The organism is Rugamonas sp. GW822-FHT03B10, from assembly GCF_058801745.1.
Map to the genome: position 1 here is coordinate 217,600 of NZ_JBXANP010000008.1, position 26,503 is coordinate 244,102.

The 26,503-nt window shown below is 68.7% G+C and carries 18 protein-coding genes; 8 read left to right on the forward strand and 10 right to left on the reverse strand.

Annotation, left to right across the window (positions count from 1 at the left end):
* The first annotated feature begins 59 nt into the window (after positions 1 to 59).
* Positions 60 to 1,616: a fatty acyl-CoA reductase gene (locus AC1RQG_RS15570; RefSeq protein WP_493132918.1), complete on the forward strand. Its 1,557-nt coding sequence runs from the start codon at positions 60 to 62 to the stop codon at positions 1,614 to 1,616.
* Positions 1,617 to 1,700: 84 nt separating this feature from the next.
* Positions 1,701 to 3,146, forward strand: coding sequence for a wax ester/triacylglycerol synthase family O-acyltransferase (locus AC1RQG_RS15575; RefSeq protein WP_493132919.1), 1,446 nt, complete (start codon positions 1,701 to 1,703; stop codon positions 3,144 to 3,146).
* A 126-nt stretch (positions 3,147 to 3,272) separates the two neighbouring features.
* Here AC1RQG_RS15575 and AC1RQG_RS15580 read toward each other — a convergent pair whose 3' ends face one another.
* The 8 genes from AC1RQG_RS15580 to acsA form a co-directional block, all read right to left on the reverse strand.
* On the reverse strand, positions 3,273 to 6,359 hold the full coding sequence (locus AC1RQG_RS15580; protein ID WP_493132920.1) for an efflux RND transporter permease subunit: 3,087 nt from the start codon (positions 6,357 to 6,359) through the stop codon (positions 3,273 to 3,275).
* Positions 6,360 to 6,369: 10 nt separating this feature from the next.
* Positions 6,370 to 7,509 (reverse strand): efflux RND transporter periplasmic adaptor subunit, encoded by a 1,140-nt coding sequence (locus tag AC1RQG_RS15585; RefSeq protein ID WP_493132921.1) that lies wholly within the window; start codon positions 7,507 to 7,509, stop codon positions 6,370 to 6,372.
* Between the two features lie 30 nt (positions 7,510 to 7,539).
* The gene (locus tag AC1RQG_RS15590; RefSeq protein ID WP_493132922.1) at positions 7,540 to 9,045 is read right to left on the reverse strand and encodes an efflux transporter outer membrane subunit; all 1,506 of its coding nucleotides are present in this window, start codon (positions 9,043 to 9,045) and stop codon (positions 7,540 to 7,542) included.
* Between the two features lie 108 nt (positions 9,046 to 9,153).
* A complete protein-coding gene (locus AC1RQG_RS15595; RefSeq protein WP_493132923.1) occupies positions 9,154 to 9,399 on the reverse strand; it encodes an acyl carrier protein in 246 nt (81 codons plus the stop codon).
* A gap of 14 nt (positions 9,400 to 9,413) precedes the next feature.
* Complete coding sequence (locus AC1RQG_RS15600) at positions 9,414 to 10,646, reverse strand: dihydrolipoamide acetyltransferase family protein (protein ID WP_493132924.1); 1,233 nt, start codon at positions 10,644 to 10,646, stop codon at positions 9,414 to 9,416.
* Entirely contained in the window at positions 10,643 to 11,626 is a 984-nt protein-coding gene (locus AC1RQG_RS15605) for an alpha-ketoacid dehydrogenase subunit beta (RefSeq protein ID WP_493132925.1), read from the reverse strand. The genes AC1RQG_RS15600 and AC1RQG_RS15605 overlap by 4 nt, the downstream gene beginning before the upstream one ends.
* A complete protein-coding gene (gene pdhA / locus AC1RQG_RS15610; RefSeq protein ID WP_493132926.1) occupies positions 11,623 to 12,603 on the reverse strand; it encodes a pyruvate dehydrogenase (acetyl-transferring) E1 component subunit alpha in 981 nt (326 codons plus the stop codon). The genes AC1RQG_RS15605 and pdhA overlap by 4 nt, the downstream gene beginning before the upstream one ends.
* Complete coding sequence (gene acsA / locus AC1RQG_RS15615; protein ID WP_493132927.1) at positions 12,600 to 14,366, reverse strand: acetate--CoA ligase; 1,767 nt, start codon at positions 14,364 to 14,366, stop codon at positions 12,600 to 12,602. Before acsA ends, pdhA begins: the two co-directional genes overlap by 4 nt.
* Positions 14,367 to 14,661: 295 nt before the next feature.
* On the opposite strand from acsA, the gene AC1RQG_RS15620 reads away from it, so the two are divergent.
* The 6 genes from AC1RQG_RS15620 (at position 14,662) to AC1RQG_RS15645 (ending at position 24,860) form a co-directional block, all read left to right on the forward strand.
* Entirely contained in the window at positions 14,662 to 15,339 is a 678-nt protein-coding gene (locus AC1RQG_RS15620) for a phosphoribosyltransferase (RefSeq protein ID WP_493132928.1), read from the forward strand.
* The gene (locus tag AC1RQG_RS15625; RefSeq protein WP_493132929.1) at positions 15,320 to 15,982 is read left to right on the forward strand and encodes a dienelactone hydrolase family protein; all 663 of its coding nucleotides are present in this window, start codon (positions 15,320 to 15,322) and stop codon (positions 15,980 to 15,982) included. Before AC1RQG_RS15620 ends, AC1RQG_RS15625 begins: the two co-directional genes overlap by 20 nt.
* A gap of 136 nt (positions 15,983 to 16,118) precedes the next feature.
* Positions 16,119 to 17,966, forward strand: coding sequence for a DUF885 domain-containing protein (locus tag AC1RQG_RS15630; RefSeq protein ID WP_493132930.1), 1,848 nt, complete (start codon positions 16,119 to 16,121; stop codon positions 17,964 to 17,966).
* Between the two features lie 90 nt (positions 17,967 to 18,056).
* Positions 18,057 to 21,737, forward strand: coding sequence for a DUF748 domain-containing protein (locus tag AC1RQG_RS15635; protein ID WP_493132975.1), 3,681 nt, complete (start codon positions 18,057 to 18,059; stop codon positions 21,735 to 21,737).
* Between the two features lie 438 nt (positions 21,738 to 22,175).
* The gene (locus AC1RQG_RS15640; protein WP_493132931.1) at positions 22,176 to 23,492 is read left to right on the forward strand and encodes an NRAMP family divalent metal transporter; all 1,317 of its coding nucleotides are present in this window, start codon (positions 22,176 to 22,178) and stop codon (positions 23,490 to 23,492) included.
* An 18-nt stretch (positions 23,493 to 23,510) separates the two neighbouring features.
* On the forward strand, positions 23,511 to 24,860 hold the full coding sequence (locus tag AC1RQG_RS15645; protein WP_493132932.1) for a carbohydrate porin: 1,350 nt from the start codon (positions 23,511 to 23,513) through the stop codon (positions 24,858 to 24,860).
* A 15-nt stretch (positions 24,861 to 24,875) separates the two neighbouring features.
* Here AC1RQG_RS15645 and AC1RQG_RS15650 read toward each other — a convergent pair whose 3' ends face one another.
* Together AC1RQG_RS15650 and AC1RQG_RS15655 are read right to left on the reverse strand one after the other, a co-directional pair.
* Complete coding sequence (locus AC1RQG_RS15650; RefSeq protein WP_493132933.1) at positions 24,876 to 25,649, reverse strand: hypothetical protein; 774 nt, start codon at positions 25,647 to 25,649, stop codon at positions 24,876 to 24,878.
* Between the two features lie 51 nt (positions 25,650 to 25,700).
* Positions 25,701 to 26,474 (reverse strand): hypothetical protein, encoded by a 774-nt coding sequence (locus AC1RQG_RS15655; RefSeq protein WP_493132934.1) that lies wholly within the window; start codon positions 26,472 to 26,474, stop codon positions 25,701 to 25,703.
* Between the last annotated feature and the right edge of the window lie 29 nt (positions 26,475 to 26,503).

A 26,503-nucleotide genomic window follows, 5' to 3' on the forward strand; every position in this document is an offset into this window, starting at 1 on the left:
GGCGTTCCTCCGGCCGTACCGAACGAAGGTTGCAAGCAACTAAAGAGACTGAGAAGAATATGAACAATGTTTTGAACGCCGGGCCCACCCTGGGTGTCGGACCGGCGCTGGCCGGCAAGCGCGTCTTCATCACGGGCACCACGGGCTTCCTGGCCAAGGTGGTGCTGGAAAAACTGATCCGCGCCGTGCCCGATGTGGGCGGCGTGATCCTGCTGATCCGCGGCGGCCGCAACGGCATGACGGCCCGCGCCCGCTTCGAGCGCGAGATCGCCGCCTCCTCCGTGTTCGACAAGCTGCGCGCCGAACGGCCGCGCCACCTCGAACAATTCTTCGCCGAGAAGCTCGAATGCGTGACGGGCGAGGTGACGGAGCCGAGCTTCGGCCTCGATCCGGCCGAGTTCTACGCCCTCACCCGCCGGGTGGACCTGGTGATCAACGCCGCCGCCAGCGTCAACTTCCGCGAAGCGCTGGACCAGGCGCTGGCCATCAACGCGCTCTCGATCGCCAACCTGGCCACCCTGGCGCGCGCCGCCAACGCGCCGCTGATCCAGGTCTCCACCTGCTACGTGAACGGCTACCAGCGCGGCGCCATGCAGGAGGAGATCGTGCGCCCGGCCCGCGCCAGCATCGCGCGCCACGCGGACGGCTATTACGACCTGTCCAACCTGCTCGACTACCTGAACCACCGCATCGGCCAGGTCAAGTCGGAGGTGGCGGATCCCGAACAACTGGCCACGCGACTGACGGAACTGGGCATCGCCGAGGCCAACTACCACGGCTGGAACGACACCTACACCTTCACCAAGTGGATGGGCGAGCAGCTGGCCATGCGCGCCATGCAGGGCCGCGCGCTGACCATCGTGCGCCCGTCCATCATCGAAAGCACGCTGCAGGAGCCGGTGCCGGGCTGGATCGAAGGCGTGAAGGTGGCCGACGCCATCATCCTGGCCTACGCGCGCGGCAAGACCAGCTTCTTCCCAGCTCGCCCGGACGAGGTGATCGACATCGTGCCGGCCGACCTGGTGGCCAACAGCATCCTGCTGGCCAGCGCCGAGGCGCTGACCGAGGCGCCGGCCCGCCGCATCTACCAGGCGTGCACGGGCTCGGGCAACCCGATCAAGCTGGGCAAGGTGATCGACCTGTTCCAGACCGAGGCCAAGCGCAACTGGCGCCAGTACGACCGGCTGTTCTACAACGCGCCCAAGCGCGACTTCCAGGTGGTGAGCCGTCCGACCTTCCTGCTGATGCTGCGCGCCATGCGCGCCGGCACGGGTGCCTGGAACGGCCTGCGCCGCCTGCTGGGCGCGGGCGAGTCGCCCGCCATCGAGGCGCTGCGCACCACCCAGACCCTGGCCGTGACGTTCTCGTTCTACACGGCGCCGCGCTACCGCTTCCACAACAACCGGCTGATGGCGCTGGCGCGCCGCTTCGGCGCCGAGGACGCGGCCCGCTTCCCCGTCGATCCGGCGCAGATCAACTGGACCGACTACCTGTGCCGCGTCCACATGGGCGGCTTGAACCGCTACGCGCTGCGGCCACGCGGCGTGTCGAAGGCGGCGGCGGCAGCGACGGCCGCCGCGCCGGCCACCTGCCAGGAGGCCAGCATCGGCGGCTGACCAGGCCAGCCAGCAACGCACCGCATCGACAATAGGCCGACGCCACTATAACTACAACGGCGCGGCAAGAGGAGACAGCAGCACATGAACCACACTTCCGCATCGCGCGCGCACGCGCACCAGGAGCCGGAGCAGCAAGGCGCCGAACCGGCCCGCCCGGCCGGCGCGGCCCGTTCGCGCATGACCCGGCGCGACTACGCCTGGCACCGCATGGACACCAACAAGAACCTGATGGTCATCAACAGCATCCTGCTGTTCGAGGGCGAGGTGGACATGGAACGGCTGGTGTCGACCATCGCGCACCGGCTGCCCAACTACCCGCGCTTCACGCAGAAGGTGGTGAGCCGCTGGGGCCGCGCGCACTGGGTGGAGGACGAGGAGTTCAACATCCTCGACCACATCAAGCACGAGCGCATGGTGGAGGAAGTGAGCCGCGCCGAGCTGCAGCACCACCTGACCCGCATCGCCCACCTGCCGCTGCAGACGGACCGCCCGATGTGGCACATGACGGTGCTGGACCGCGTCAACGGCGGCCACGCCATCGTGTTCCGGGTCCACCACTGCATCACGGACGGCCTGGGGCTGGTCCACGTGCTCAACCACCTGACCGACGACCACGGCCTGCACGGCCGCGCCCCCTCGCCCGTCGGCCACCCGCACCGCGCCGCCGTCACCGGCAACCCGGTGTGCTTCAACCTGGCGCGCGCCGTCTCGTGGCTGAAGATCGCCTTCCACGTCACGCGCCTGTCCGTGCTGTGGCCGGACGCGCGCACCCGCCTGAAAGCGCCGCTGCATGGCGAAAAACAGCTGGTCTGGCTGCCGCCGCTGGAGATGGACCGCGTGCGCACCCTGTCCAAGCGCATGGGCGTGACGCTCAACGACGTGTGGGTGGCCGCCGTGTCGGGCGCGCTGCGCGCCTACCTGTCGTCCAACGGCGAGCCGGTGGACGGGCGCGCGCTGCGGGCCGCCGTCACCTTCAACCTGCGCGAAAAGGCCAACGCTTTCCAGTTGGGGAACGAATTCGGGCTGGTGGCCGTGGAACTGCCCACCAACGTGGACGATCCGTGCCAGCGCCTGCGCCAGTCCAGCGCGCGCATGACGGCCATCAAGCGCTCGCACCAACCGCGCGCCACGATGACCTTCCTGTCCATCGCCGGCTGCCTGCCGACTGCGCTCCAGCACTTCGCCCTGAACCTGTTCACGTCCAAGGGCTCGGTGGTGCTGACCAATATCGAAGGCCCGGGCAGCCGCCGCTACCTGGCCGGCTCACGCATGACGGACCTGATCTGCTGGGTGCCGCAGGCGGGCAAACTGGGCGTGGGCCTGGCGTTCATCTCGTACGCGGGCCAGATCCAGCTGGCCCTGTTCGTCGACACCGACCAGGTGCCCGATCCGGACCGCCTGATGACACTCACCGTGGAGGCGTTCGCGGAGCTGGAGACGGCCACCCGCGCCATGATGGAGACGGCGCCGGCGCCGGCCGCCGACGGCGTGCCCGCCGTGCCGCTGGCGTCCGCCCGCGCGGCTTGATCCGCCAGCCTAAGGGTCTGACCCTCGGGTCAGACCCTGGTTTGTCGCCGGTGCCAAGTCAGGGCCACGCGCACCACCGCATACTGCCTGGGTAATCCCCGCAGGTCCCCCCCTGACGCGCATGCCCTAATGCGCGGGCGCGGCCGGCACGCTCCCCGTCTCGCCATCCGCAGCCGCATCCGGCTGCGGCGCCACCGCCACGTGCTTCCCGGCCAGGAACATATACATGGCCGGCACCACGAACAAGGTGAACAAGGTGCCGATGGCCAGCCCGGTGAAGATCACCAGCCCCATCGCATGCCGCCCCGCCGCCCCGGCGCCGGACGCGATCACCAGCGGCACCACGCCGAACACCATGGCCGCCGTCGTCATCAGGATCGGGCGCAGCCGGGTGCCGGCCGCTTCCTCGATCGCCGCGCGCTTATCCTTGCCGGCCGCGCGCAAATGGTTGGCCACCTCCACGATCAGGATGCCGTGCTTGGAGATGAGGCCCATCAGCGTCACCAACCCCACCTCCGTGTAGATGTTGACCGAGGCGAAGCCGAGGAAGATGAAGATCATGGCCCCGAACAGTGCCAGCGGCACCGAGACCAGGATCACGATGGGGTCGCGGAAGCTCTCGAACTGGGCCGCCAGCGTGAGGAACACGATGATGACGGCGAACCCCATCGTGACGAGGAAGCCGCCCGACTCCTGCACGTACTGGCGCGACTGGCCGGAATAATCGACCGTGTAGCCGGTCGGCGCCACCTGCTTCAGCGTGTCGCGCATGAACTGCAGGATGTCACCCTGCGATTCCCCGGTCACGCCGGCGAAGGTCACGGCGTTCAACTGCTGGAAGCGCGTGATCGATTCCGGCTCCACGCTGTATTTGAGGCTGGCCACCGTGCTGGCCGGGATCATGGCGCCGTCCGGCGTCTTGATCTGGAAATCGAGCACGTTGGCGGGGTTGAGCCGGTCCACCTGGCGCACCTGCGGAATGACCTTGTACGAACGGCCCGCGATGGAGAAATAATTGACGTAACCGCCGCCCAGCGCCGCGCCCAGCCCGTTGCCGAAGTCCTGCTGCGTCATGCCCAGCGAGGTGAGCTTGTCGCGGTCCACCACCACCGTCGCCTGCGGCGTATCGACCTTCAGGTCCACGTCCACGAAGTAGAATTTGTTGGCCGCCCTGATCTTCTCCAGCATCTGCTCGGCCACCGTGTTGAGGTTCTCGAACGGCTCCGTGGTGGTCACCACGAATTGCACGGGCAGGCCGGAACTGCCGGGCAAGGCGGGGAACTGGAAGGCCGCCACGCGCGCGCCCGCGATGGTGTTCCATTTCTGCTGCAACTCCTGCTGGATCTCGTGGGCGGAGCGGGTGCGCCGGTCCCACGGCTTGAACAGCACGCCGCCGAAGCCCGAATTGACGGTCGGCACGCCCGTGATCTGGAACATCTGCTCGTATTCAGGGATAGCCTTGCCGATCGCGAAAATCTGCTGCGCGTAGGTCTGCATCTGGTCCGAGGTGGCCGTGGGCGCGCCCACCACCTGCGACAGCACGATACCCTGGTCCTCCTCCGGCGCCAGTTCCGATTGCGACATCTTGAACATCAGCGCCAGCAGCACGCTCAGGATCACGCCCATCACGATCAGCACCGGCCACGTGTCGAGCAGGCTGTGGAGGATGCGCAGGTAGCGCCCGTGCACGCGGTCGAATACGCGGTCGATGGCTTTGACGAAGCGGCCCTCATCCTGGCTGGCGCGGAAGAAGCGCCCGCACATCATGGGCGACAGCGTGAGCGCCACGATGCCCGACACGGCCACCGCGCCCGCCAGCGTGAACGCGAACTCCGTGAACAGCGCGCCCGTCAGCCCGCCCTGGAAGCCGATCGGCACGTAGACCGCCACCAGCACCACCGTCATGGCGATGATGGGACTACCCAGCTCACGGGCCGCCACCAGCGCCGCGTCGAACGGCGCCATGCCCTGCTTCATGTGGCGGTCCACGTTTTCGACGACGATGATGGCGTCGTCCACCACCAGTCCGATGGCCAGCACGATGGCCAGCAGCGTGAGCAGGTTGATCGAATAGCCGAGCATCAGCATCACGAAGAAGGTGCCGATCAGCGACAGCGGCATGGCGATCACCGGCACCACCACGGCCCGCAGGCTGCCCAGGAACAGATAGATGACGATGGTGACGATGATCAGCGCCTCCACCAGCGTCTTGACCACTTCATGGATGGAGGTGTTGATGAAGTCCGTGGAGTCGTAGACGATCTCCCCCGTCAGCCCGTTGGGCAGTTGTTCGCGGATGGGCGGGAAGGCTTCGCGCACGCGCTTGGCCACGTCCAGGATGTTGGCCTCGGGCGCCACCTTGATGCCGATGAACACCGAGCGCACACCGCTGAAGGCCACGTTGAAGTCATAATTCTCCGAACCCAGCGTGACGTTGGCCACGTCCTCCAGGTGCACGATGGCGCCGCCGCTCTGGCGGATGGCCAGGCGCTTGAATTCCTCCACCGTGTGCAGGTCGGTGCCGGCCGTCAGCGGCACGCTCACCATCTGGCCCTTGGACGAACCGAGCCCCGTCAGGTAGTTGTTGGCCGCCAGCGCCGCGCTCACGTCGGCCGCCGTCACGCCGTGGGCCGCCATCTGATCGGCGTTGAGCCAGGCCCGCAGCGCGAACTGGCGCGCGCCCAGCAGTTCGGCCGTCTGCACGCCCTCGATGGCGTCGAGCTTGGGCTTGACCACGCGCGCCAGGAAGTCGGTCACGTTATTGGTCGGCAGCGTGTTGCTGTAAAAGCCCATGTACATGGCGTCCGTCGTCTGGCCGGTCTGCACCGTCAGCACGGGCGTCTGGGCCTGGGCCGGCAGCTGGTTCTTGACGGAGTTGACCTGGGTGGTGATCTCGGTGAGCGCGCGGTTGGCGTCGTAGTTGAGCCGCAGCGTGGCCGTGATGACGGACACCCCGCTGTTGCTGGACGAGGACAGGTAGTCGATGCCCTGCGCCTGCGCGATGGCCGACTCCAGCGGCTGGGTGATGAAGCCGGCCACCGTCTGCGCGGGCGCGCCGTAGTAGGTGGTGGAGATGGTGACCACCGCGTTCTGCGTGCGCGGATACTGGTTGATGGGCAGGCTGAACAGCGAACGCAGGCCCAGCACCACGATCAGCAGGCTGATGACGCTGGCCAGCACGGGCCGCCGGATGAAGATGTCGGTGAATTTCATGGGAGCGCCCTCAGTGTTCCTGCGGCGTTGGCGCCGGGCTGTCGGCCGGCTGCACCTTGTTGTCGATCACCACCGGGGTGCCGTTCTTCAGTTTGAGCTGGCCGCTGGTGACCACCGTCTGCCCTTCCTTGAGACCCGTGAGCACGGCCACCTGGTCGCCGCGCGTGGCGCCCGTGGTCACGAACACCTGCTGCGCCACCAGCCGCGGCTGGCCCTTGTCATCCTTGGGCGCGTCCTTGCCCTGCCCCGGCGCCAGCACGAACACGGTCGAGCCATAGGGGTTGTAGGTGATGGCCGTCTGCGGCAAGGTCAGGTGGCGCTGCTTGTCGCCCTGCTCCAGGCTCACGTTGGCGAACATGCCCGGCACCAGCTGGCGTTTGCCGTTGGCCACCGTCGCCTCCACCAGCACGTTGCGGGTGGCCGGATCGACCTTGGGACTGATGGCCGTCAACCGCGCGGGAAAGGCCGCGCCCGGCCACGCGTCGCTGGCCAGGCTCAGTTTCTGGCCCACCGCCAGGCCGGCCAGCTGCTTCTGCGGCACATAGAAGTCCACGTACACGGGGTCCATCGTCTGCAGCGTCACCAGCTTGTCGCCGGGATTGACGAACTGGCCGGGGTTGATGGCCGTGATCCCCAGCTTGCCCGAAAACGGCGCCCGTATCGTCTTCTTGTCCACCAGCGCCTGCTGCTGGGCCGCCAGCGCGCGGCGGCTTTTCAGTTCCGCGCGGTCGTTGTCCAACTGGGCCTGGCTGATGGCCTGGGCCGCGAACTGCGCCTCGTCGCGCCGCAGCACCGTGGCCGCCAGTTCGGCCGAGGCCTGCAGCGCGTGGAGCTGGGCCAGGTCGGCATCGGCGTTCAGCGCGAACAGCACCTGGCCGGACTTGACCTCGTCGCCCGAGCGGAAGCGCACCTCGCGCACCATGCCGGCGATCTCGCTGCTGATATCGACGCCACGCACGGCCACCAGCGTGCCCACGGAACTGAGCGCCGGCTGCCATTCCAGCGCCTGCACCTTGACCGCCGTGACGGTCTGCGGCCCGGGCTTGGGCGAGCTGGCGATCATCTGCCGGATCTGCAGGAATTTGCCCAGTGCGAGCGCCGCAACCAGCAGCACCACACAGCCCACCATGATGAACATACGCTTGGTCATGTCACCCTCAGCTCAACGAATAAAGAAAAACTACGGTGCGGCGGCGCCGGCCGGCGCGCGGTTCCACCAGCCGCCGCCGAGCGCCTGGAACAGCGCGGCCGTGTCGGCGTAACGGGCGGCCTGCGCCTGCACCAGCGCGACGTGCGTTTGCTGGTAGCTGCGCTGCGCATCGAGCAGCGCCAGGTAGCTGATGGCGCCCAGCTCGTACTGGCGTCTGGCCAGCGCCAGCGTCTCCGCCGCCAGCGCTTCGGCGTCGGCCTGCGCCTGCAGGGCGTTGGCGTCGTACTCCAGCGCCCGCAGGCTGTCGGCCACGTTCTGGAACGCGGCCAGCACGGTGGCGCGGTACTGGGCCGCCGCCGCGTCGTAGGCCGCTTCGGCGGCGCGGCGCCTGGCCGTCAGCGCACCGCCGTTGAACAGCGGCTGGGTCAGACCGGCGGCCAGATTCCAGAACACGTTGTCGGCCTTGAAAAGCTGATGCGGGCTGGCCCCGGCGGCGCCGTAGCTGGCGCTCAGCGTGAATTGCGGGTACAGGTTGGCCGTGGCCACGCCGACCTGCGCGCTGGCCTGGTGCAGCTGCGCTTCGCTGGCGCGGATGTCGGGCCGCTGCCGCGCCAGGGCCGATGGCAGCGACACCGGCAGTTGCTCGGGCAAGGCCAGCGACGCCAGCTCGAACTGGGGCAAGTCCGGCACGCTCGGCAACTGGCCGGCCAGCACGGACAAGGCATGGCGGCTCTGGGCCAGCGCCTTTTCCAGTGGCGGCAAGGTGGCCGCCGTCTGGGCCACCTGGCTGCGCTGGGTCAGCAGCACGGCGCGGGCCACGGCGCCGGCCTTCAATTGTTTGTCGATCACGTCCAGCTGCTGGCGTTGGGCCGCCAGCACTTCCGTCGTCGCCTGCACCTGCGCCCGCAACGACGCCTCGCGTATCGCGGCCGTCACCACATTGGCCGTCAGCGTCAGTTGCGCCGCTTCGAGCTGGTAGCGCTGGTAGTCGATGGCGGCCTGGGCGCCTTCGAGCGCGCGCCGCGTGCCCCCGAACGCATCCGGCGCGTAACTGACGTTGACGGAGGCGTTATACAGGGAAAAGACGCCGTTGACGGTCTTGCCCTGGTCCGCCAGGTGTTCGCGGGCCGCGCCCAATTGGGCGTTCACGGCCGGAAAAACGAGGCTGCCGCGTTCGGCGTTGTAGTTCTCCTGCGCCTGCCGCAAGGCCGCTTCGGCCGCCGCCAGGGTGGGATTGTGGGCCAGCGCGTCGCGCACGAGCCGGTCCAGTTCCGGCGAGTGGAACACGGTCCACCACTGGGCCGGTATGTCCTGCCCCGGCGTCAGATGTTGCGATGCGCCGCCGGGCACGGGCGCTGCGGCCGTGTCGGACGGCATGGCGGTGGGCGTGTAGCTGTCGTCGCGCAAGCCGGGCGGCTGCGCGGGCGGGCGGTAATCCGGGCCGACCGCGCAGCCGCTCGCCGCCACGGCGAACAAGGCGATCAGGGCGCGGCGACGCCCGCCCAATGGAAACGGCTTGAAGTTCAGGTTCTTCACGCACAGCCCCCCGCAATTATCGAATGCAGGGTCGATTATAGGGAAAAACCTGAAATAAAAGACAATATATTCTACGGTGCGGACTGGACTATCGCACTGCAAGCCGCGTCAGGCCATCCGCGCGGCAAGATAGTCGACCAGCTCATTCAAGGTGCGCAGACGGCCATAATCGGACTCCGGTATGTCCACTTGCAAGGACGTGTGCAGCCCAATCAGGAAATTCAGCCAGTCCATCGAATCCAGGTCCACCTGGGAGCGCAGCGCCTCGCCCGCCGCCAGGTCGGCCGCACTGACCTCGGGCGCGATGGTTTGCAGCGTCGCGATCACGGCGGCCATCAATTGTTCGCGTTCCATGGTTCATCTCCGTTTCAAAGCGCGGACGGGTTTTGCAGCAGTTCGCGGATCGCCGCCAGGAACAGCGCGCCCCGGTGGCCGTCGGATACACGGTGATCGGCCGCCAGACTGGCCGTCACCACCGGCATCGCACACAGGCCGCCATCGCGCACCCATGGCCGGTCCGTCAGGCGGCCGAAACCGACCAGCGCCACCTGCGGCGGATAAATTACGCCCGACACCATCTCCACGCCCTGTTCGCCCAGATTGGTGACGGTGATGGTGGCGTCGCCCATCTCCGAACTGCGCAACGAACCTGCGCGCGCGCGGCGCACGAGGTCGGACAGCTCGCGCATCAACTGGTCGAGCGGCTTGTTCGCCGCGTCGAGCAACGCAGGCGCCACCAGACCGCCCTGGCGCAGCGCGATCGCGACGCCCACATGGGCAGCCTGCACGGGCTGGAACGCGCCGTCCCGGTAATAGCCGTTCATATCGGGGAAGGCGCGCAACGCCAGCGCCACCGCCTTCAATTGCAGCACGGCCAGCAGCAGACGGTCGGTGACCGGGCGTTCGGCGTTCGCCGCCGCCAGCCAGTCCAGCGCGGCGCGCATGGGTACCGGCTCGCTCAAATAATAGTGCGGAATTTCGCGCTTGCTGCGGCTCATGGCGGCGGCGATGGCCTTGCGCATCTCAGCCTGGCGGTCCACCGGCGCGGCCTTGGCGGCCTTGGTGGCTTGCGCGGCGGCTTCCACGTCCTGCAGGGTGATGGCGCCGTCCGTGCCGGTGCCGGTCAAGGCTTCGAGCTCGACACCACATTCGGCGGCCTTTTTGCGGGCGGCCGGCGAAACGCGGCGCCGCGCGGACGCGGGCGCGAGGGCGGGCACGCGCGCGAGGGCGGGTCCGGGTGCGGGCGCGAGGGCGAGCGCATGCACTGCCAATGCGGCTGCCGGTGCGGCTTGCGCGGACACCGCTGTTGCCGGCGCGGGCGAGGCGCCCGCAGTCTTGCGCGCCGCCACCGCACCGGCATCGTCGCCCTCCTCCAGCAAAGTCGCCAGCACCGTGCCCACCGGGACCGTCTCGCCGGGCTGCACGAGCAACTCGGCGACCGTTCCATCCTGCCAGATCTCCACGTCCACGGCGGCCTTGGACGTATCGACCACGGCCACCACCTGTCCGCGCTTGACGGTGTCGCCCGGCTGGATGTGCCAGGCCAGCAGCTTGCCCTCGTCCATGTCCGAACCGAGCGACGGCAGTTTGAACTCCTTCATGTGGCCCCCACCATCCGCAGTGCGGCTTCGACGATGGTTGCCACCTGTGGCAATGCCGCCTGCTCCATGTGGGCCGCGTACGGAATCGGCACCTCCGCGCTGCACACCCGGGCGGGCGGCGCGTCGAGTTCGTAGAACGCTTCTTCCACCACGCGCGCCATGATCTCGCCCGCGAGACTGCCGGTTTTCCAGCCCTCGTCCACCACCAGCACCCGATGGGTCTTGCGCACGGACGCCATGATGGCGGCCGTATCGAGCGGCCGCAGTACGCGCAAGTCCAGCACTTCCGCGTCCACCCCTTGCGCGGCCAGCTGTTGCGCCGCCTGCATGGCCTTGGGCAGGCAGCCGCCATACGCGATCATCGTCAATTGCGTGCCGGGACGGCGCACGGCGGCATGGCGCAGATCACACACGGGCGGCCAGGCCGCGCCGTCCACTTCCTCCTCCATGTTGTACAGCTGCGCGTGCTCGAAGATGACGACCGGGTCGGGATCGGCCAGCGCGGGCGCCAGCATGGCGCGTGCATCGGCCACCGTGGCCGGGGCCAGCACCGTCAGGCCCGGCACATGGGCATACCAGCATTCGAGGCTGTGCGAGTGCTGCGCCGCCAGTTGTCGGCCGGCGCCGGTGGCCATGCGGATCACCAGCGGCACGTTGAACTGGCCGCCGGACATATGGCGCATGGCGGCCGCCGTGTTGACGATCTGGTCCAGCGCCAGCAGGCTGAAATTGACGGTCATGATCTCCACGATGGGCAGCATGCCGCCCAAGGCCGCGCCGATGCCCGCGCCCACGAAGCCCAGTTCGGACAACGGCGTGTCGCGGATGCGTTCCGGCCCGAATTCCTCCAGCAAGCCCTTGGAGACGGCGTACGAGCCGCCGTAGCGGCCCACATCCTCGCCCATCAGGAACACGCGCGGATCGGCGCGCATGGCTTCCCGGATCGCCTCGCGCATGGCTTCGCGGTAGCTGATCTTCATGGCGCGGCCTCCGGCGCGGACACGCCGTCGAGCAACGACGCCGCGCTTTCCCAAGGCGCAGCTTCGGCGAAGGCGACGGCGGCACACAATTCCTTGTCGGCCTGCGCGTCCAGCGCCAGGAAATCCGCCTCCGTCAACACGCCCTGCTCCTTCAGGCGCGCGGAATAACTGTGGATCGGGCCGCGCTGCTTCCATTGCTCCACTTCGGCCTTGTCGCGGTACAGTTCCGGATCGAACATGGAATGGGCGCGGAAGCGGTAGGTGCGGCATTCGAGGAAGAACGGGCCGTGCCCCTCGCGCACATGGCGGGCGGCGGCACTTGCGGCGGCCAGCACGGCTTCCACGTCCATGCCGTCCACGCTGGCGGTGTGCACCGCGTAGCTGGCCGCCTTGGCGCACAGGTCCACCTGCGATTCGGAGCGTTCCAGCGCCGTGCCCATCGCGTACAGATTGTTTTCGCAGATGAACAGCACGGGCAGCTTCCACAACGCGGCCAGATTGAGCGACTCATGGAACGCGCCCTCGGCCATCGCCCCTTCGCCGAAGAAGCAGGCGTTGACGCGCTTGTCCTGCCGCAGATGATCGGCCAGCGCCAATCCGACGGCCAGCGCCAGCCCGCCGCCGACGATGGCGTTACCGCCGTAGAAGCCATGCGCGCGGTCGAACAGGTGCATGGAGCCACCCCGGCCATGCGAGCAGCCGGCCGCCTTGCCGAACATCTCGGCCATAATGGCGTCCATCGCCACCCCGCGCACCAGCGCATGCGCGTGTTCGCGATAGGTGGCCACCACGCGGTCCCCGGCGGCCAGCGCGTGCAGCACGCCCACGGCCACCGCCTCCTCGCCCACGTACAGGTGCAGGAAGCCACGGATCTTCCCTTCGCCGTACAACCGGGCCGACGCTTCCTCCATGCGGCGGATGCGCAGCATGTCGGCCAGCAGTGCAAGCCGCTGCTTCGTGGCGGGTTTGGCGGTCATGCGCCGGCCTCCAGGGTGGACGTGTCGCCTTCGGGCAGGCCCAGCTCGCGCGCCTTGAGCAGGCGCCGCAGGATCTTGCCGCTGCGCGTGCGCGGCAGGGCCGGCAGGAAGTCGATCTCCTTGGGCGCCACGGCCGCGCCCAGCCGCTTGCGCGCATGGCCCAGCAGCTCCGTGCGCAGCGCTTGCGTGCCTTCGTAACCGGGTTTGAGCGAGACGAAGGCCTTGATCATTTCGCCCACCGTGGGATCGGGCTTGCCGATCACGCCCGCCTCGGCCACGGCCGGATGTTCGAGCAGCGCGCTCTCCACCTCGAATGGGCCGATCAGGTGGCCCGACGATTTGATCACGTCGTCCGAGCGGCCCACGAACCAGTAATAGCCGTCCGCATCGCAGCGGGCCAGGTCGCCCGTCAGGTAAAGGTCGCCGTCGAAGCACTTGCGGTAGCGCGCCTCCTCGTTCAGGTAGCCGCGCCACATGGCCGGCCAGCCGCGCTTGAGCGCCAGTTCGCCGACCGTGTCCGGCGCCGTGGCCACGTGCGCGGCGCCGTCCGCGTCGCGCGTCACGATGCAGGCGTCCACGCCCGGCAGCGGGCGGCCCATGGAGCCGGGCTTGATGTCGAAACCGGGCGTATTGGCGATCATGATGCCGCCCGTCTCCGTCTGCCACCAGTTGTCGTGGATCGGGTGGCCCAGCACTTCCTCGCCCCACCACACGGCTTCCGGGTTGAGCGGTTCGCCCACGCTGGCCACCATGCGCAGCGCGGGGAACGCGAACTTGCCGGCCAGCGCCGGGCCGGCCCGCATCAGCATGCGGATCGCCGTGGGCGCCGTGTACCAGACCGTCACGGCCTGCTCCTGCAGGATGCGGTACCAGCGCTCGGCGTCGAATTCGGCCTCGTCGATGATGGAGGTCACGCCGTGCAGCAGCGGCGCGATGATGCCGTACGAGGTGCCCGTCACCCAGCCCGGATCGGCCGTGCACCAGTAAATGTCGCCCCGATGCAGATCGAGCGCGTATTTGCCCGTCATCCAGTGGGTGAGCGCGGCGCCATGCACGTGCAGCGCCCCCTTGGGCGTGCCCGTGGTGCCGCTGGTGAAGTGCAGCAGCGCGTAGTCGTCCGCGCTGGTGGGCACGATCTCGAACAGTTGGGACGCCTCGGCCATCGCGTCCTCCCAGTCCAGCGTATCCGGTATGTCCTGGCGCGCCTCGCCCGGCGCGCGCACCAGCAGCACGTGGCGCAGGCCCGGCAAGCGGCCGCGCAGGGCTTCCACTTTGCGCCGGTACAGGGCTGGGGTCGTGACCAGCACCCGCGCGTCGCCCAGCGACATACGGGTGGCGATCGGTTCGGGGCCGAAGGCGGAGAACAGCGGGCAGACCACGGCGCCGCATTTCAGGCTGCCCAGCACGGCGACGTACAGCTCCGGCAAGCGCCCGGCCAGCACGAACAGCCGCTCGCCGCGCCCCACGCCCAGCCCGGCCAGCACGTTGGCGAAGCGGTTGGTGGCGTACGATAGTTCAGCGTAGGTCAGCGTGCGCTGCCCGTGCTCCCCGAGGAAGCGGAACGCCAGCCGGTCGCCATGCTCGCCACGGGAGTGGCGCTCAACGGCCTCGTGGGCGATATTGAGGCCGCCGCAGGGCAGGTAATCGAGCGCGGCACGCACGCTGTCCCAGGAGAAGGCGGCACGCCCGGCCCCGTAGTCGGTCCAGTTCGGCGCCGGATGCAAGGCCGCCGCACGGTGCTTGATGATGCCAGGTCTGTCCACAGCAGCCCCCTTTCGGGATCGTCACATCGGCGCTACCGTTCCAATGTAGGAGGCTTCATTTTCCCTGTCACCGGCCCGATTTGATCTACATCAACTAGCGGCCGAATTGGGGATGCGGTGGCCAACAGCGCTCCGGGCCGGAATCGGCACAAAGGCGACACGGATTGACGCGAATCAGCGAGCTTTCCTGACGTGGCGCAAAATACCGACTACATTGGAGAATATACGTGCCGGCAGCGCATGGACGGACAAGCGGGAGGCGGAGATGGGCAGCGCAAGCAGATTCAAAGACCGCGTGCATGCGGGTAAATTGCTGGCCCACGCGCTGGACGCCTACGCCGGCCGGGCCGACGTGGTGGTGCTGGCGCTGCCGCGTGGCGGGGTCCCGGTCGGTTACGCCGTCGCCCGCGAGCTGGACGTGGACCTCGACGTGCTGGTGGTGCGCAAGCTGGGTGCGCCCGGCCAGGAGGAACTGGCCATCGGCGCCGTCGCCAGCGGCGGCATCCGCGTCATCCACCACGACATGGTGGCGGAACTGGGCGTCCCCAAGGAATACGTGGAGGCGCTGGCGGCCCGCAAGCTGGCCGAGGTGGCGCAGCGCGACGAGTTGTTCCACGGCGGCCGCCCGCCCGTCGCGCTGGCCGGACGGGTCGCCATCCTGGTCGATGACGGCATCGCCACCGGCGCCACCATGGAGGCGGCCGTGAAGGCGCTGCACGCGGCCGGCCTGGCGCGGGTGGTGGTGGCGGTGCCGGTGGCGTCCAGCGAAGCCGTGCACACGCTGCGGCCGCTGGTCGATCGACTGGTGTGCCTCACGGTGCCCGAGCCGTTCTTCGCCATCGGCATCTGGTACGACGATTTCGAGCAGACCAGCGACGCGGAAGTGATCGACCTGCTGCGGCGGGCCGACGCCGCGCGCCGCGCCGACGCCGCCCAACGCCACGGAGACGGCCATGCCCACCCCACGCCATGAACTGGTGCGGATCCCGGCCGGTTCCGTGGACATGGAAGGCATGCTGGAACTGCCGGCCGAACCGTTCGCCGTGGTGCTGTTCGCCCATGGCAGCGGCAGCAGCCGCTTCAGCCCCCGCAACGGCTATGTGGCGACTGAACTGCGGCGGGCCGGCATGGCCAGCCTGCTGATCGACCTGCTCAGCCCCGAGGAAGACCAGGACACCAACGCCCGCTTCGACATCGCCCTGCTGACGGACCGCCTGGCCACGGCCGCCGCCTGGCTGCGCCGCCATCCGTCCACCGCCCACCTGCCGCTTGGCCTGTTCGGCGCCAGCACCGGCGCGGCGGCGGCCCTGCGGGTGGCCGCCGGCGCGCGCAATGGCGCCGTTGGCGCCGTCGTCTCGCGCGGCGGGCGGCCCGACATGGCCAGCGCCGAGGCCTTGCAACGGGTGGCCTCGCCCACCCTGCTCATCGTCGGCGGCGCCGACGACGTGGTGCTGGAACTGAACCGCGCCGCCTACGCCCAGCTCCATTGCGAAAAGTCGCTGTCCATCGTGCCGCACGCCACCCACCTGTTCGAGGAGGCAGGGGCGCTGGAGGAAGTGGCGCGGCTGGCCACGGCGTGGTTCGCCGGCCATCTGGGGCCGCCCACCTGCAACTGAACCAGTCGGCGTGCGCCGTTCCCGCAAAGCGTTAGCAAAACGGCAAAATGAACACAAATGATTGACACTTGCGCGCCACTCGCGCTAAGGTCTGCGGCGTTTTGATTCCATTCCCCAAACAATCAAAAGGCCCCCCATGACCTCTGCCCTGTTCACCCGCCGCGACATGCTGCGCACCGCCTTGTCGGGCGCCGCCGTCTGCGCCCTGCCCAACCTGGCGCACGCCCAGGCGCCAGCGGACGCCCGCCTGCACGCCCTGCTGTCCGACTTCGCCGAAGAAATCCTGCGCCTGTCGCCGACCACGGCCACCCAGCTCGGTCTCGACACGGGCGCCCGCGCCGCGCTGCGTTCGCAACTGGAAGACGCCTCGCCGGCCGGCGACGCGCGCTGGGCGGAGCAGGTCAAATCCATGCTGTCCCGCCTCGACGCCATCCCCCGCGACCAGTTGGGCGACGACGCGCAGATCCGCTACGACTGCGTGCGCTACGCGGCCGGCGAAGGCGTGGACGGGCTGCGCTTCCCGTTCGGCGGCGCCGCCAGCGGTTTCAACGGCGGCACCGCGCCCTTCCCCGTCACCCAGCAGGACGGCGCGCTCACCCGCCTGCCCGAATTCCTCGATTCCCAGCACCGCATCACCGACGCGGCCGACGCCGAGGCCTACCTGGCCCGCGTGGCCGGCATGGCCCGCGTGCTGGACCAGGAGACGGACCGCATCAAGGCGCAGGCGGCCCATGGCGTGATGCCGCCCAATTTCATCGCCCACAAGGCGCTGGGCCAGTTGCGCGACTACCGCAAGACCGCCATCGCGCGCCAGAAGCTGGTCACGTCCATCGCCGGCCGCACCAAGGCGCTGGGCCTGACCGGCGACTGGGAAGCACGCGCCATCAAGCTGGTGGAGACGCAGGTCTACCCGGCGCTGGACCGCCAGATCGCCGCCTACGCCAAAGCCACGGCCCGCGCCACCGACGTGGCCGGCGTGCACCGCCTGCCCGACGGCGACGCCTACTACGCCTGGGCCCTGAAGCTGGGCACCACGACCACCAGCAGCCCGGACGAAATCCACGCCATCGGGCTGGAACAGACGCGCATGCTGCAGGCGCGCATCGCCACCATCCTCAACGCCCAGGGCATCACGCAGGGCACGGTGGGCCAGCGCCTGCAAGGATTGACCAAAGACCCATCGCGCTTCTACCCCGACGACGCGGCCGGGCGCGAGCAACTGATCGCCTTCTGCAACGAGAAGGTCAACGCGGCCCGCGCACTGATGCCCAAAATCTCGCACCTGGACCTGAAGGTGCCGCTGGTGATCAAGCGCGTGCCGTCCGACATCGAGGCCGGCGCGCCGCTCGGCTACATGAACTTCGCGGCGCTGGACGGCTCGCGCCCCGCCATCTACTACATCAACCTCAAGTCCACCCACCTGTGGCCGAAGTCGGAACTGACCTCGCTGACGGCGCATGAGGGCATCCCCGGCCACGCGTGGCAAGGCGCCTTCCTGGCCGAGCACCACGCGGAACTGCCGTTGATCACGTCGCTGATGGGCTTCAACGCCTTCATCGAAGGCTGGGCCCTGTACGCCGAGCAGTTGATGGACGAATTCGGCCTGTACGTCAACGACCCGTTCAGCCAGATCGGCTACCTGCAGGGGCAGATGTTCCGCGCCTGCCGGCTGGTGGTGGACACGGGCCTGCACGCCAAACGCTGGACGCGCCAGCAGGCGATCCGTTTCCTGGTCGAGAATTGCGGCCGCGGCGTGGCGGCCATGACCAGTGAAGTGGACCGCTACACGGTGTCGCCGGGCCAGGCCTGCGGCTACAAGATGGGCCACAACGAGATCCTGCGCCAGCGCGAGCGCGCGCGCCAGGCGCTGGGCGGGCGCTTCGACCTGCCCGGTTTCAACGACGCCATCGTCAGCAGCGCCGGCGTGCCGCTGACCGTGCTGCCGACCGTGATCGACCGCTACATCGCCCGCGCCCGGGGGTAACTCGCCGCCACCGCCCCCTTTGCGGTTCAGTCGCTAAGGGGGCATACTCTCGTCTGTAACCGAAATTATAGGGACGTGAGTCAAATGGTAATGCGCTGGAAGCGGTGGGTGGCAGGTGGGGCGGGCGTGATGGCCGTGTATGCGGGCGCGGGTTTCTGGTTGTTGCCGCAAGTCATCAAGAGTCAGGTGCCCAAGATCGGACAATCCGTGCTGGAACGGCAGATGTCCGTGGGCGACGTGCGCTTCAACCCCTACACGCTGCGGCTGGAAGTGCAGGACTTCCGGCTGGCCGAGGCGGACGGCGCGCCCCTGTTCTCGGCCGGCCAGTTGACGGTGGACCTGGAATGGGGCTCGTTGTTGCGCCGCGCGTGGACGCTGGCCGAAGTGCGCCTGACGGCGCCGCAGGCGCTGCTGGCCATCGGGCCGGACGGCACGTTCAACATCGCCCAGTTGATGGATACGCTGAACCGCCGTCCGCACGAGGAAAGCAGCGGCATGCCGCGCCTGTCCATCGCCAGCTTCGTGCTCGAACAGGGCAAGCTGACGCTGCGCGACCAGCGCGCCGGTTATACCGATCAATACACGCCGATCGACTTCAAGCTCTCCAACCTGAGCACCCTGCCCGACCAGAACGGCAGCTACACCTTCAGCGCCGACGCCACCGGCGGCGGCACGCTGCGCTGGCGCGGCGACGCCAGCCTCAACCCCATCGGCGGCAAGGGCGAGCTGGTACTCGACAAGGTGGCGCTGCCCGGCCTGGCCGCCTACCTCAAACCCTACACGCGCGCCAGCGTGACGGCGGGCCTGCTGTCGGCCAAACTGCCCTACCACTTCAGCTACAAGGACGGCAGATTCGACGCCGGCCTCGATGGCGCCGCGCTCGGCCTGCATGATCTGGCGGTGGCCCAGGGTGCGCCAGCGGCCACCTTCGCCGCATTGAAGACGTTCGAGCTGACAGGCGTGCAAGCCGACCTGGCCACGCGCTCGGCCACCATCGAACGGCTGAACGCGGCGGACGGCAAGTTCTCGCTGCGCAGCAACGCCAGCGGCGAACTGGATCTGGCCCAACTTGGCGCGCCCGCGGCACCGAATGCCGCCACCGCGGCGGCGGCAAAACCGGCAGCGCCGGCGGCGCCCGCCGTGGCGACGCCGGCGCCAACCAAGGTCGCCAGCGCATCATCAGCGTCGGCGAATGCGAATGCGAATGCGAGCGCATCATCGGCGTCGGCGAACGCAAGCGCGACGCCAGCGCCGGCCAAGCCGGCCGCGCCACCGCCGCCATGGAAGCTGCAACTCAAGCAACTGGACTTCGACCGCCTCGCGTTCGACGCCATCGACGAAACGGCCAGCCCGCCGCTCAAGGTCGGCGTGGACAAGGCCCAACTGCATTTGCGCCTGCAGGCGGAGCAAGCGCCCGCCGGCGTCAAGCTCAACCTCGACGGCGTGAACTTCTCGCTGACCGACCTGACCCTCGCCAGCGGCGCGCAAACGCCGTTCAAACTGGGTGAGCTGGGCTTCACCGACGGCAGCATCGACCTGGCCGGCCACCGCGCCTCGTTCGGCCGCCTGTATGCGGACGGCGGCCAGTTGCAACTGGCGTTCGACCGCAAGGGTCAACTGGCCATGCTGGGCCATCTGCCGGGCAGCGGCAAGCCTGCGCCCGCGACCGGCGCCAAGCTTGCTGCCGCGTCCAAAGCGGCGCCGGCGGCCGCACCGGAACCGGCCGGCACGCCGTGGCAGGTGAACGCCAAGAGCGTGGAACTGAACAAATTCGGCGCCGCGTACGCGGACCAGAGCACGGGCATCAAGGCCAACGTGCAGGACTTCAACCTCAAGCTCGATGACGTCAGCAATGACCTCAAGCAGGCCGTCAAATTCCAGGCCGGTCTGGCCGTGCGCGAGGGCGGCAGGCTGACGGCCCAAGGTTCGGTGGTGCCGGCCACGGGCGCCGTCGATACCGCCGTCGAAGTCAGGCAACTGGCGCTGGCGCCCGTGCAGCCGCTGCTGGGCAAGTTCGTGAAACTGAAGCTGGCCGGCGGCACCGTCTCCGCGCGCGGCAAGTTGAGCACCAAGCCCGGCCCCGCCAACCGCACCAGCGTGCGCTACGTGGGCGCGTTCGACGTGTCCGGGCTGGCGTTGAACGAGGACGACGGCGACCGCTTCGCCTCCTGGAAGACGGTGCGCACAGATAAGCTGACCCTGAGTCTGGCGCCGGACCTGCTCGATATTCCTGAACTGCGCATCGTCGAGCCGAACGCCAAGCTGATCATCGAGAACGACCGCAGCTTCAACGCCGCGCGCCTGCTGGTCAAGCCGGCCGACGCCCCGGCAGCGCCAGCCACCGCAAGCAATGCCGCCAGCCCCGCCGCCAAGCCCGTCGCCACGGCGGCCAAGCCGGCCATCGCGGCCGCTGGCAAACCGGCGGCGCCGGCCAGCCAGCCCTTCCCCATCCGCGTCCAGCGGGTGCGGCTGCAGAACGCCAAGCTCGATTTCACCGACTTGAGCCTGCGTCCGCAATTCAGCGCCAAGATTTATGAGCTGGGCGGCGTGATCACCGGCCTGTCGTCGAAGCGCGATGCGCGCAGCCAGGTGGAACTGGACGGCCGCGTCGACGAGTTCGGGATGGCGCGCGTGCGCGGCCAGCTCAATCCCTTCGCCGCCAGCGAGAACACGGACCTGAACGTGGTGTTCAAGAACGTGGACATGGTGTCGGCCTCGCCGTACACGATGAAGTTCGCCGGCTACAAGATCGCGCAGGGAAAAATCTCGCTCGACCTCGAATACAAGGTGCGCCAGAACCAGCTGGAGGGCAACAACCACATCGTGCTCGACCAGCTCACCCTGGGCGAACGCATCGACAGCCCGGACGCGCTCAAGCTGCCGCTGGAACTGGCGCTGGCCATCCTCAAGGACAGCGACGGCCGCATCGACCTGGGCCTGCCCGTGGCGGGCGACATGAACGATCCGCAGTTCAGCTACGGCGCCGTGATCTGGAAGGCCGTGGGCAACGTGCTGACCAAGATCGTGACGGCGCCGTTCCGCGCGCTGGGCAACCTGTTCGGCATCAGCGGCGACAAGCTGGAGGCGATCAGCTTCGATCCCGGCAGCGATGCCCTGCTGCCGCCCGAGCGGGCCAAGCTGGCGCAGGTGGCGCAGATCCTGGCCAAGCGCGGCCAGTTGACCCTGTCCGTGCCGGGCCAGTACAGCGAGCAGTCGGACGGTGCCGCCCTGCGCGCGCGCGCCGTGCGGCGCGAGATCGCCAAACGGGCCGGCATCAAGCTCGAAGCGGGCGAGGAACCGGGCCCGCTGGATCTGGCCGACAGCGCGGTGCGCAGCGCGCTGCGCGGCCTGTACGGCGAACGCTTCGGTTCGGCCGAACTGGACAAGGAGAAGAAGGCGGCCGAGGCGGCTGCGGCAGCCCCCGCCACAGCCAGCGCCTCCGCAGCAGCCGGCGCCTCCAGCGCAAGCAAGCCGGCCGCCGCGCAGAAGAAGCTGGCCATGTGGCAGAAGCTCGGCAAGCTGATCCAGGGCGAGCCGCAAGTGGCCGACGCCAGCGCCTTCTATCGCACGCTGCAGACGAAACTCGAACAGCGCCAGGCCCTGCCGGCCGACGCCCTCACCCGCCTCGGCACGCAGCGCGCCGGCGCCATCGTGGCCGCGCTGACCGAGGGCGGCGTCAATCCGGCCAGCACCCGCGCCACCGCGCCGGAAGCGGTGCCGGCCGAGGTGGGCCAGCCGGTCAACCTCAAACTGGGGCTGTCGGCAAAATAAGCACTGCAGCGCACCGCTTCCGCGCACTGATCCGCCCCGCGTATGACTGCTTGCATTGCTGGTTGACTTTGTAGCCACAAACCATTACATTCGCGGGGTTTTCATTTTATGGAGCCCCGTCATGGGCAGTTGTTCAGGTGATTGTAGTGGTCAGCGTCGCGCTGACGCCGCCAGAGCAAGATAACGCAGGATAATCTCCCGCCGTCATCTCGCCGCTCGCGGATGACGGTATCTCCAGGCCGACCCCGGTTCGCCTTCCGATGTACCATTCCCCTTGCCACCGGCCGCGCCACTGCGCGCCGTGCGCGCGTGCCCGTGCGGCCAGGGGTGGGCCCCCGTCACATTACGCCACAAGTTTTATCGTCATGCCGTCCGCGCCGGACGGCGCCAGGTCACGACCGGATGCGCCGCGCGCGCTCCCTTGTAGCGAGAATTTGAATGAAGAACCAACACATCGACACCACCGGCGCAGCACGGCCGGCCCCAACGTCCAAGCCGCGCCTGCAAAGCTGGCTGAGAAAACTCGGCCCCGGCCTGATCACGGGCGCGGCCGACGACGACCCGAGCGGCATCGCCACCTATTCGCAGGCCGGCGCCCAGTTCGGCCCCAACCTGCTGTGGACCATGTTCTTCACCTATCCGCTGATGGTGGGGATCCAGGTGGTGAGCGCGCGCATCGGCCGCGTCACCGGCATCGGGCTGGCCGGCAATATCCGCGCCCACTTCCCGCGCTGGCTGCTGTATGCGATCGTCAGCCTGCTGCTGGTGGCCAACACCATCAACATCGCGGCCGACGTGTCGGCCATGGGCGAGGCGCTCGACCTGCTGATCGGCGGTTCGTCGCGCCTGTACGCGGCCTGCTTCGGCGTGGTGTCGCTGGTGCTGCAGATCGTGGTGCCGTATTCGCGCTACGTGCGCGTGCTCAAGTGGATGACGATGGCCCTGCTGGCCTACGTGGGCGTGGTGTTCGCCGTCCACATCGCGTGGGGCCAGGTGGCGCTGTCGCTGGTGGCGCCCAAACTGGAATGGAGCGCGGCCACCATCACCACCATCGTGGCCGTATTCGGCACCACCATCAGCCCCTACCTGTTCTTCTGGCAGGCCTCGCAGGAGGTGGAGGACATGGAGGCCGATCCCAAGCGCCGGCCCCTGCTGGAGGCCCCCGAACAGGCGCGCCCCAGCTTCCGCCGCATCAAGATCGACACCTATCTGGGCATGGGCTTTTCCAACCTGGTGGCGTTCTTCATCATGCTGACCACGGCCGTCACGCTGCACATGCAGGGCATCACCACCATCCAGACCTCGGCCGAGGCGGCCACCGCGCTGCGTCCGATCGCCGGCGAATTCGCCTTCCTGCTGTTCGCGGCCGGCATCATCGGCACCGGCCTGCTGGCCGTGCCCGTGCTGGCCGGCTCGGCCGCCTACGCCATCGCCGGCGCGTTCGAGTGGAAGAAGGGCCTGGAGCACAAGCTGTTCGACGCCAAGGGCTTCTACGGCATCATCGCCGTGTCCACGCTGGTGGGGGTGGCGCTGGGCTTCACGCCGATCGACCCGATCAAGGCGCTGTACTGGAGCGCCGTCATCAACGGCGTGATCTCGGTGCCCATCATGGGCGTGATGATGGTGATGGGCTCCAACAGCAAAGTGATGGGGCGTTTCGTCGTCACCCGCAAACTCAAGTGGCTGGGCTGGCTGGCCACGGCCGCGATGGCCGTGGCCGTGGTGGCCATGTTCCTCACGCTCGACCTGTCCTGAAATAAGGAAGCCATCCGCATGAAGAAAAAAGACATCCGCCGCCTGATGGCCGCCCCACTCTGCCTGCTGGCGCTGGCCCAGGCCCACGCCGACAACGGCGCGTCCGACCAGAACGCGGCGCCCGAATCGTGGGCCGTGCGCGGCCAGTTCACCAACGTCACCCAGGGCCACCGCCGTTTCACCTCGCCCTACCAGGGCCAGAACAGCATGGACGCGGCCGGCCGCACCGAGGAAACCAGCGACATCACCGTCTACGCGGGCGTGCGCCTGCCCGCCGGCACGGAGCTGTGGCTGAACCCCGAGATCGACCAGGGCTTCGGCCTCAGCAACACGGTGGGCATGGCCGGCTTCCCCAGCGGCGAGGCCTACAAGGTGGGCGCGGACACGCCCTACCTGCGCCTGCCGCGCGCCTTCGTGCGCCACACGTTCGCGCTGGGCGGCCCGCAGGAGGCCGTGGAGGCGGCGCCCAATCAGCTGGGCGGCGCGCGCGCGCAGGACAACGTGGTGCTGACGGCCGGTAAATTCTCCGTCACCGACGTGTTCGACACCAACAGCTACGCCCACGATCCGCGCGGCGACTTCCTCAACTGGTCGCTGATCGACGCCGGCGCCTTCGACTACGCGGCCGACGCCTGGGGCTTCACCTATGGCGCGGCGCTGGAATGGAACCAGGGCAGCCGCACGGCGCGCGCCGGCGTGTTCCAGCTGTCGGCCGAGCCGAACGGCAAGATCATCCGCCCCAGATTCAGCCAATACATGCTGGTGGCGGAACTGGAGCAGCGCTACCAGTGGGACGGCCATGGCGGCAAGCTCAAGCTGCTCGGCTTCGCCAACCACGCCAGCATGGCGCGCTACGCGGACGCCATGCGCCAGGCGGCGGCCGGCGGCACCAATGTGAGCACTGTGCCCGACGTGGCCGGGGTGCGCCGCAGGGCGTGGCGCACCGGGCTGGCCGTCAACGTGGAGCAGGAGCTGACGGCCGACATGGGCCTGTTCGCACGCGCCAGCGTCAACGACGGCACCAAGGAAGCCTATGAATTCACGGAGATCAACCGATCGCTGTCGGGCGGCGTGGCCCTCAAGGGCGCGGCCTGGGGCCGGCCGGACGACACGGTGGGCGTGGCGGCCGTCGTCAACGGCCTGTCCGGCGACGCGCGCGCCTATTTCGCCCAGGGCGGCATCGGCATCCTGATCGGCGACGGCGGCCTGCGATATGGGACGGAGAAGATCGCGGAAGCCTACTACGCGGCGCACCTGGGCAAGCACCTGGGCCTGACGCTGGACCTGCAGGAAGTGAACAACCCGGCCTACAACCGCAGCCGCGGCCCGGTCCACCTGGCGGCCGCGCGCGTGCACGCGGAGTTCTGACGGCCGGGCCGCCCGCTATTTGAGGCCCTTGATGGCGGCCCGGTATTCGGGCGAGGCGGCCGCCCGGGGGATGGCTTCCCACAGGGCCGCCGCCAGTTCCGGGTTCGCATCGCGGAACTGGTGCGACAGGCACAGGTAGTAACGCTCCAGCGAGAACAGCACGGGCAGCGCTTCGATTTTGCCCGCGAACGGCGCCCGCTCCATCAACGACTGGGCGTCGCCCTCGAAACCAAGCGCCAGGTCGCCACGCCGCGCCAGCAGCTTGGCGAAATTGGTTTCCAGGTCGGCGCCGCCGTCGTCCGTCTCTATCCCCAGCCCCCGTAGCCGCTCGCGCATGACCCGCGCGCCATGCGAAGACAGCACCCTGGCCTTGGTATGCAACAGCCGCTTGCCATCCCAGTCGGCCGGATCGCCCGTGCGCCGGAACAACGACACGCGCGCCAGCGCGGTCGCGCGTTGCGGATCGGGTTCCCTGTCATCGGGGGTGAAGGCGCACATGGCAGCCACCTCCGGTGTGTAGCCGGCGGCCGGATAACCATGCGCCAGATTGAGCCTGACCTCCTCCGCGCAGCGGGCCACGGGGGCATAGTGGTACTCGACCTGCAAGCCCACCCGGGCCGCCGCCATCCGCACCAGGATCTGGGCCGTGCCCTCGTGCCCCGCCAGCACAATGGGCGGGTGGGGGCGCGCGTCCACGCACAGCCGCAGCGGCGCCGGCGCGTCCTGCGCCCAGCCGCTCGCGGCCAGCGCCCACGCCCCCAACCATCCCCACTTCGCGAATCGAACCATGGACGCCCCAACGAAGACTGCTCAAAAGGTGAACCTGATTATAGCGTGGCGCTATTTGATGCCTTTGATGGCGGCCCGGTACTCGGGCGAGGCGGCCGTCCGGGCAATGGCGTTCCACAAGGCCGCCGCCCGTTCCGGATGCGCGTCGCGGAACTGGTGCGACAGGCACAGGTAGTGGTACTCCTGCGAGAACGCCAGCGGCAGCGCTTCGATCCTGCCGGCGAACGGCGCCCGCGCCAGCAGGCGCTGGCCATCGGTGTCGTAACCGAGCGCCAGGTCGCCACGCCGTGCCAGCAGCTTGGCGAAATTGGTCTCCAGGTCGGATGCGCCATCGTCCGTGTCGATGCCCAACACCCTCAGGCGCTCGCGCATCAGGACCGCGCCGCGCGAGGACAGCACCTTGGCCGTCGTGTGCAGCAGTCGTTTGCCGTCCCAGTCGACGGCCTCGCCCACGCGCCGGTACAACATCAGCCGCAGCAGTCCCGTGGCCCGTTTCGGATCCGGCTCCTCGCCTACCATGGGAAAGGCGCAGAACGCGGTCGCCCTCGACGAATAGCCGGCGGTCGGATAACCCTGGGCCAGGTTGAGCCGGACCTCCTCGGCGCAGCGCGCCGCCGGCGCATGGTAATACTCGACCTGCAAGCCGGTCCTGGCGGCCGCCATGCGCACGAGGACCTGGGCCGTGCCGTCACGGTCGAGCAACACGAAGGGCGGATGGGGGCGCGCGTCCACGCACAGCCGCAGCGGGGTTTCCGCGCCGTGGGCCCAGCCGCTTGCGGCCAGCGTCCCCGCCGCCAGCCATGCCGCGCAAGCGTAACGTCCCATGCACTCCCCGATATGTGATTGCCCCAATG

What these genes read in the sequence shown, in the direction of transcription:
- AC1RQG_RS15570 (WP_493132918.1), top strand. Translation starts at nt 60, where the DNA reads ATGAACAATGTTTTGAACGCCGGGCCCACCCTGGGTGTCGGACCGGCG.
- AC1RQG_RS15605 (WP_493132925.1), bottom strand. Translation starts at nt 11,626, where the DNA reads ATGAAGATCAGCTACCGCGAAGCCATGCGCGAGGCGATCCGGGAAGCC.
- AC1RQG_RS15600 (WP_493132924.1), bottom strand. Translation starts at nt 10,646, where the DNA reads ATGAAGGAGTTCAAACTGCCGTCGCTCGGTTCGGACATGGACGAGGGC.
- AC1RQG_RS15630 (WP_493132930.1), top strand. Translation starts at nt 16,119, where the DNA reads ATGACCTCTGCCCTGTTCACCCGCCGCGACATGCTGCGCACCGCCTTG.
- AC1RQG_RS15640 (WP_493132931.1), top strand. Translation starts at nt 22,176, where the DNA reads ATGAAGAACCAACACATCGACACCACCGGCGCAGCACGGCCGGCCCCA.
- AC1RQG_RS15645 (WP_493132932.1), top strand. Translation starts at nt 23,511, where the DNA reads ATGAAGAAAAAAGACATCCGCCGCCTGATGGCCGCCCCACTCTGCCTG.
- AC1RQG_RS15650 (WP_493132933.1), bottom strand. Translation starts at nt 25,649, where the DNA reads ATGGTTCGATTCGCGAAGTGGGGATGGTTGGGGGCGTGGGCGCTGGCC.
- AC1RQG_RS15655 (WP_493132934.1), bottom strand. Translation starts at nt 26,474, where the DNA reads ATGGGACGTTACGCTTGCGCGGCATGGCTGGCGGCGGGGACGCTGGCC.
- AC1RQG_RS15625 (WP_493132929.1), top strand. Translation starts at nt 15,320, where the DNA reads ATGCCCACCCCACGCCATGAACTGGTGCGGATCCCGGCCGGTTCCGTG.
- AC1RQG_RS15635 (WP_493132975.1), top strand. Translation starts at nt 18,057, where the DNA reads ATGCGCTGGAAGCGGTGGGTGGCAGGTGGGGCGGGCGTGATGGCCGTG.
- pdhA (WP_493132926.1), bottom strand. Translation starts at nt 12,603, where the DNA reads ATGACCGCCAAACCCGCCACGAAGCAGCGGCTTGCACTGCTGGCCGAC.
- AC1RQG_RS15585 (WP_493132921.1), bottom strand. Translation starts at nt 7,509, where the DNA reads ATGACCAAGCGTATGTTCATCATGGTGGGCTGTGTGGTGCTGCTGGTT.
- AC1RQG_RS15580 (WP_493132920.1), bottom strand. Translation starts at nt 6,359, where the DNA reads ATGAAATTCACCGACATCTTCATCCGGCGGCCCGTGCTGGCCAGCGTC.
- AC1RQG_RS15595 (WP_493132923.1), bottom strand. Translation starts at nt 9,399, where the DNA reads ATGGAACGCGAACAATTGATGGCCGCCGTGATCGCGACGCTGCAAACC.
- AC1RQG_RS15575 (WP_493132919.1), top strand. Translation starts at nt 1,701, where the DNA reads ATGAACCACACTTCCGCATCGCGCGCGCACGCGCACCAGGAGCCGGAG.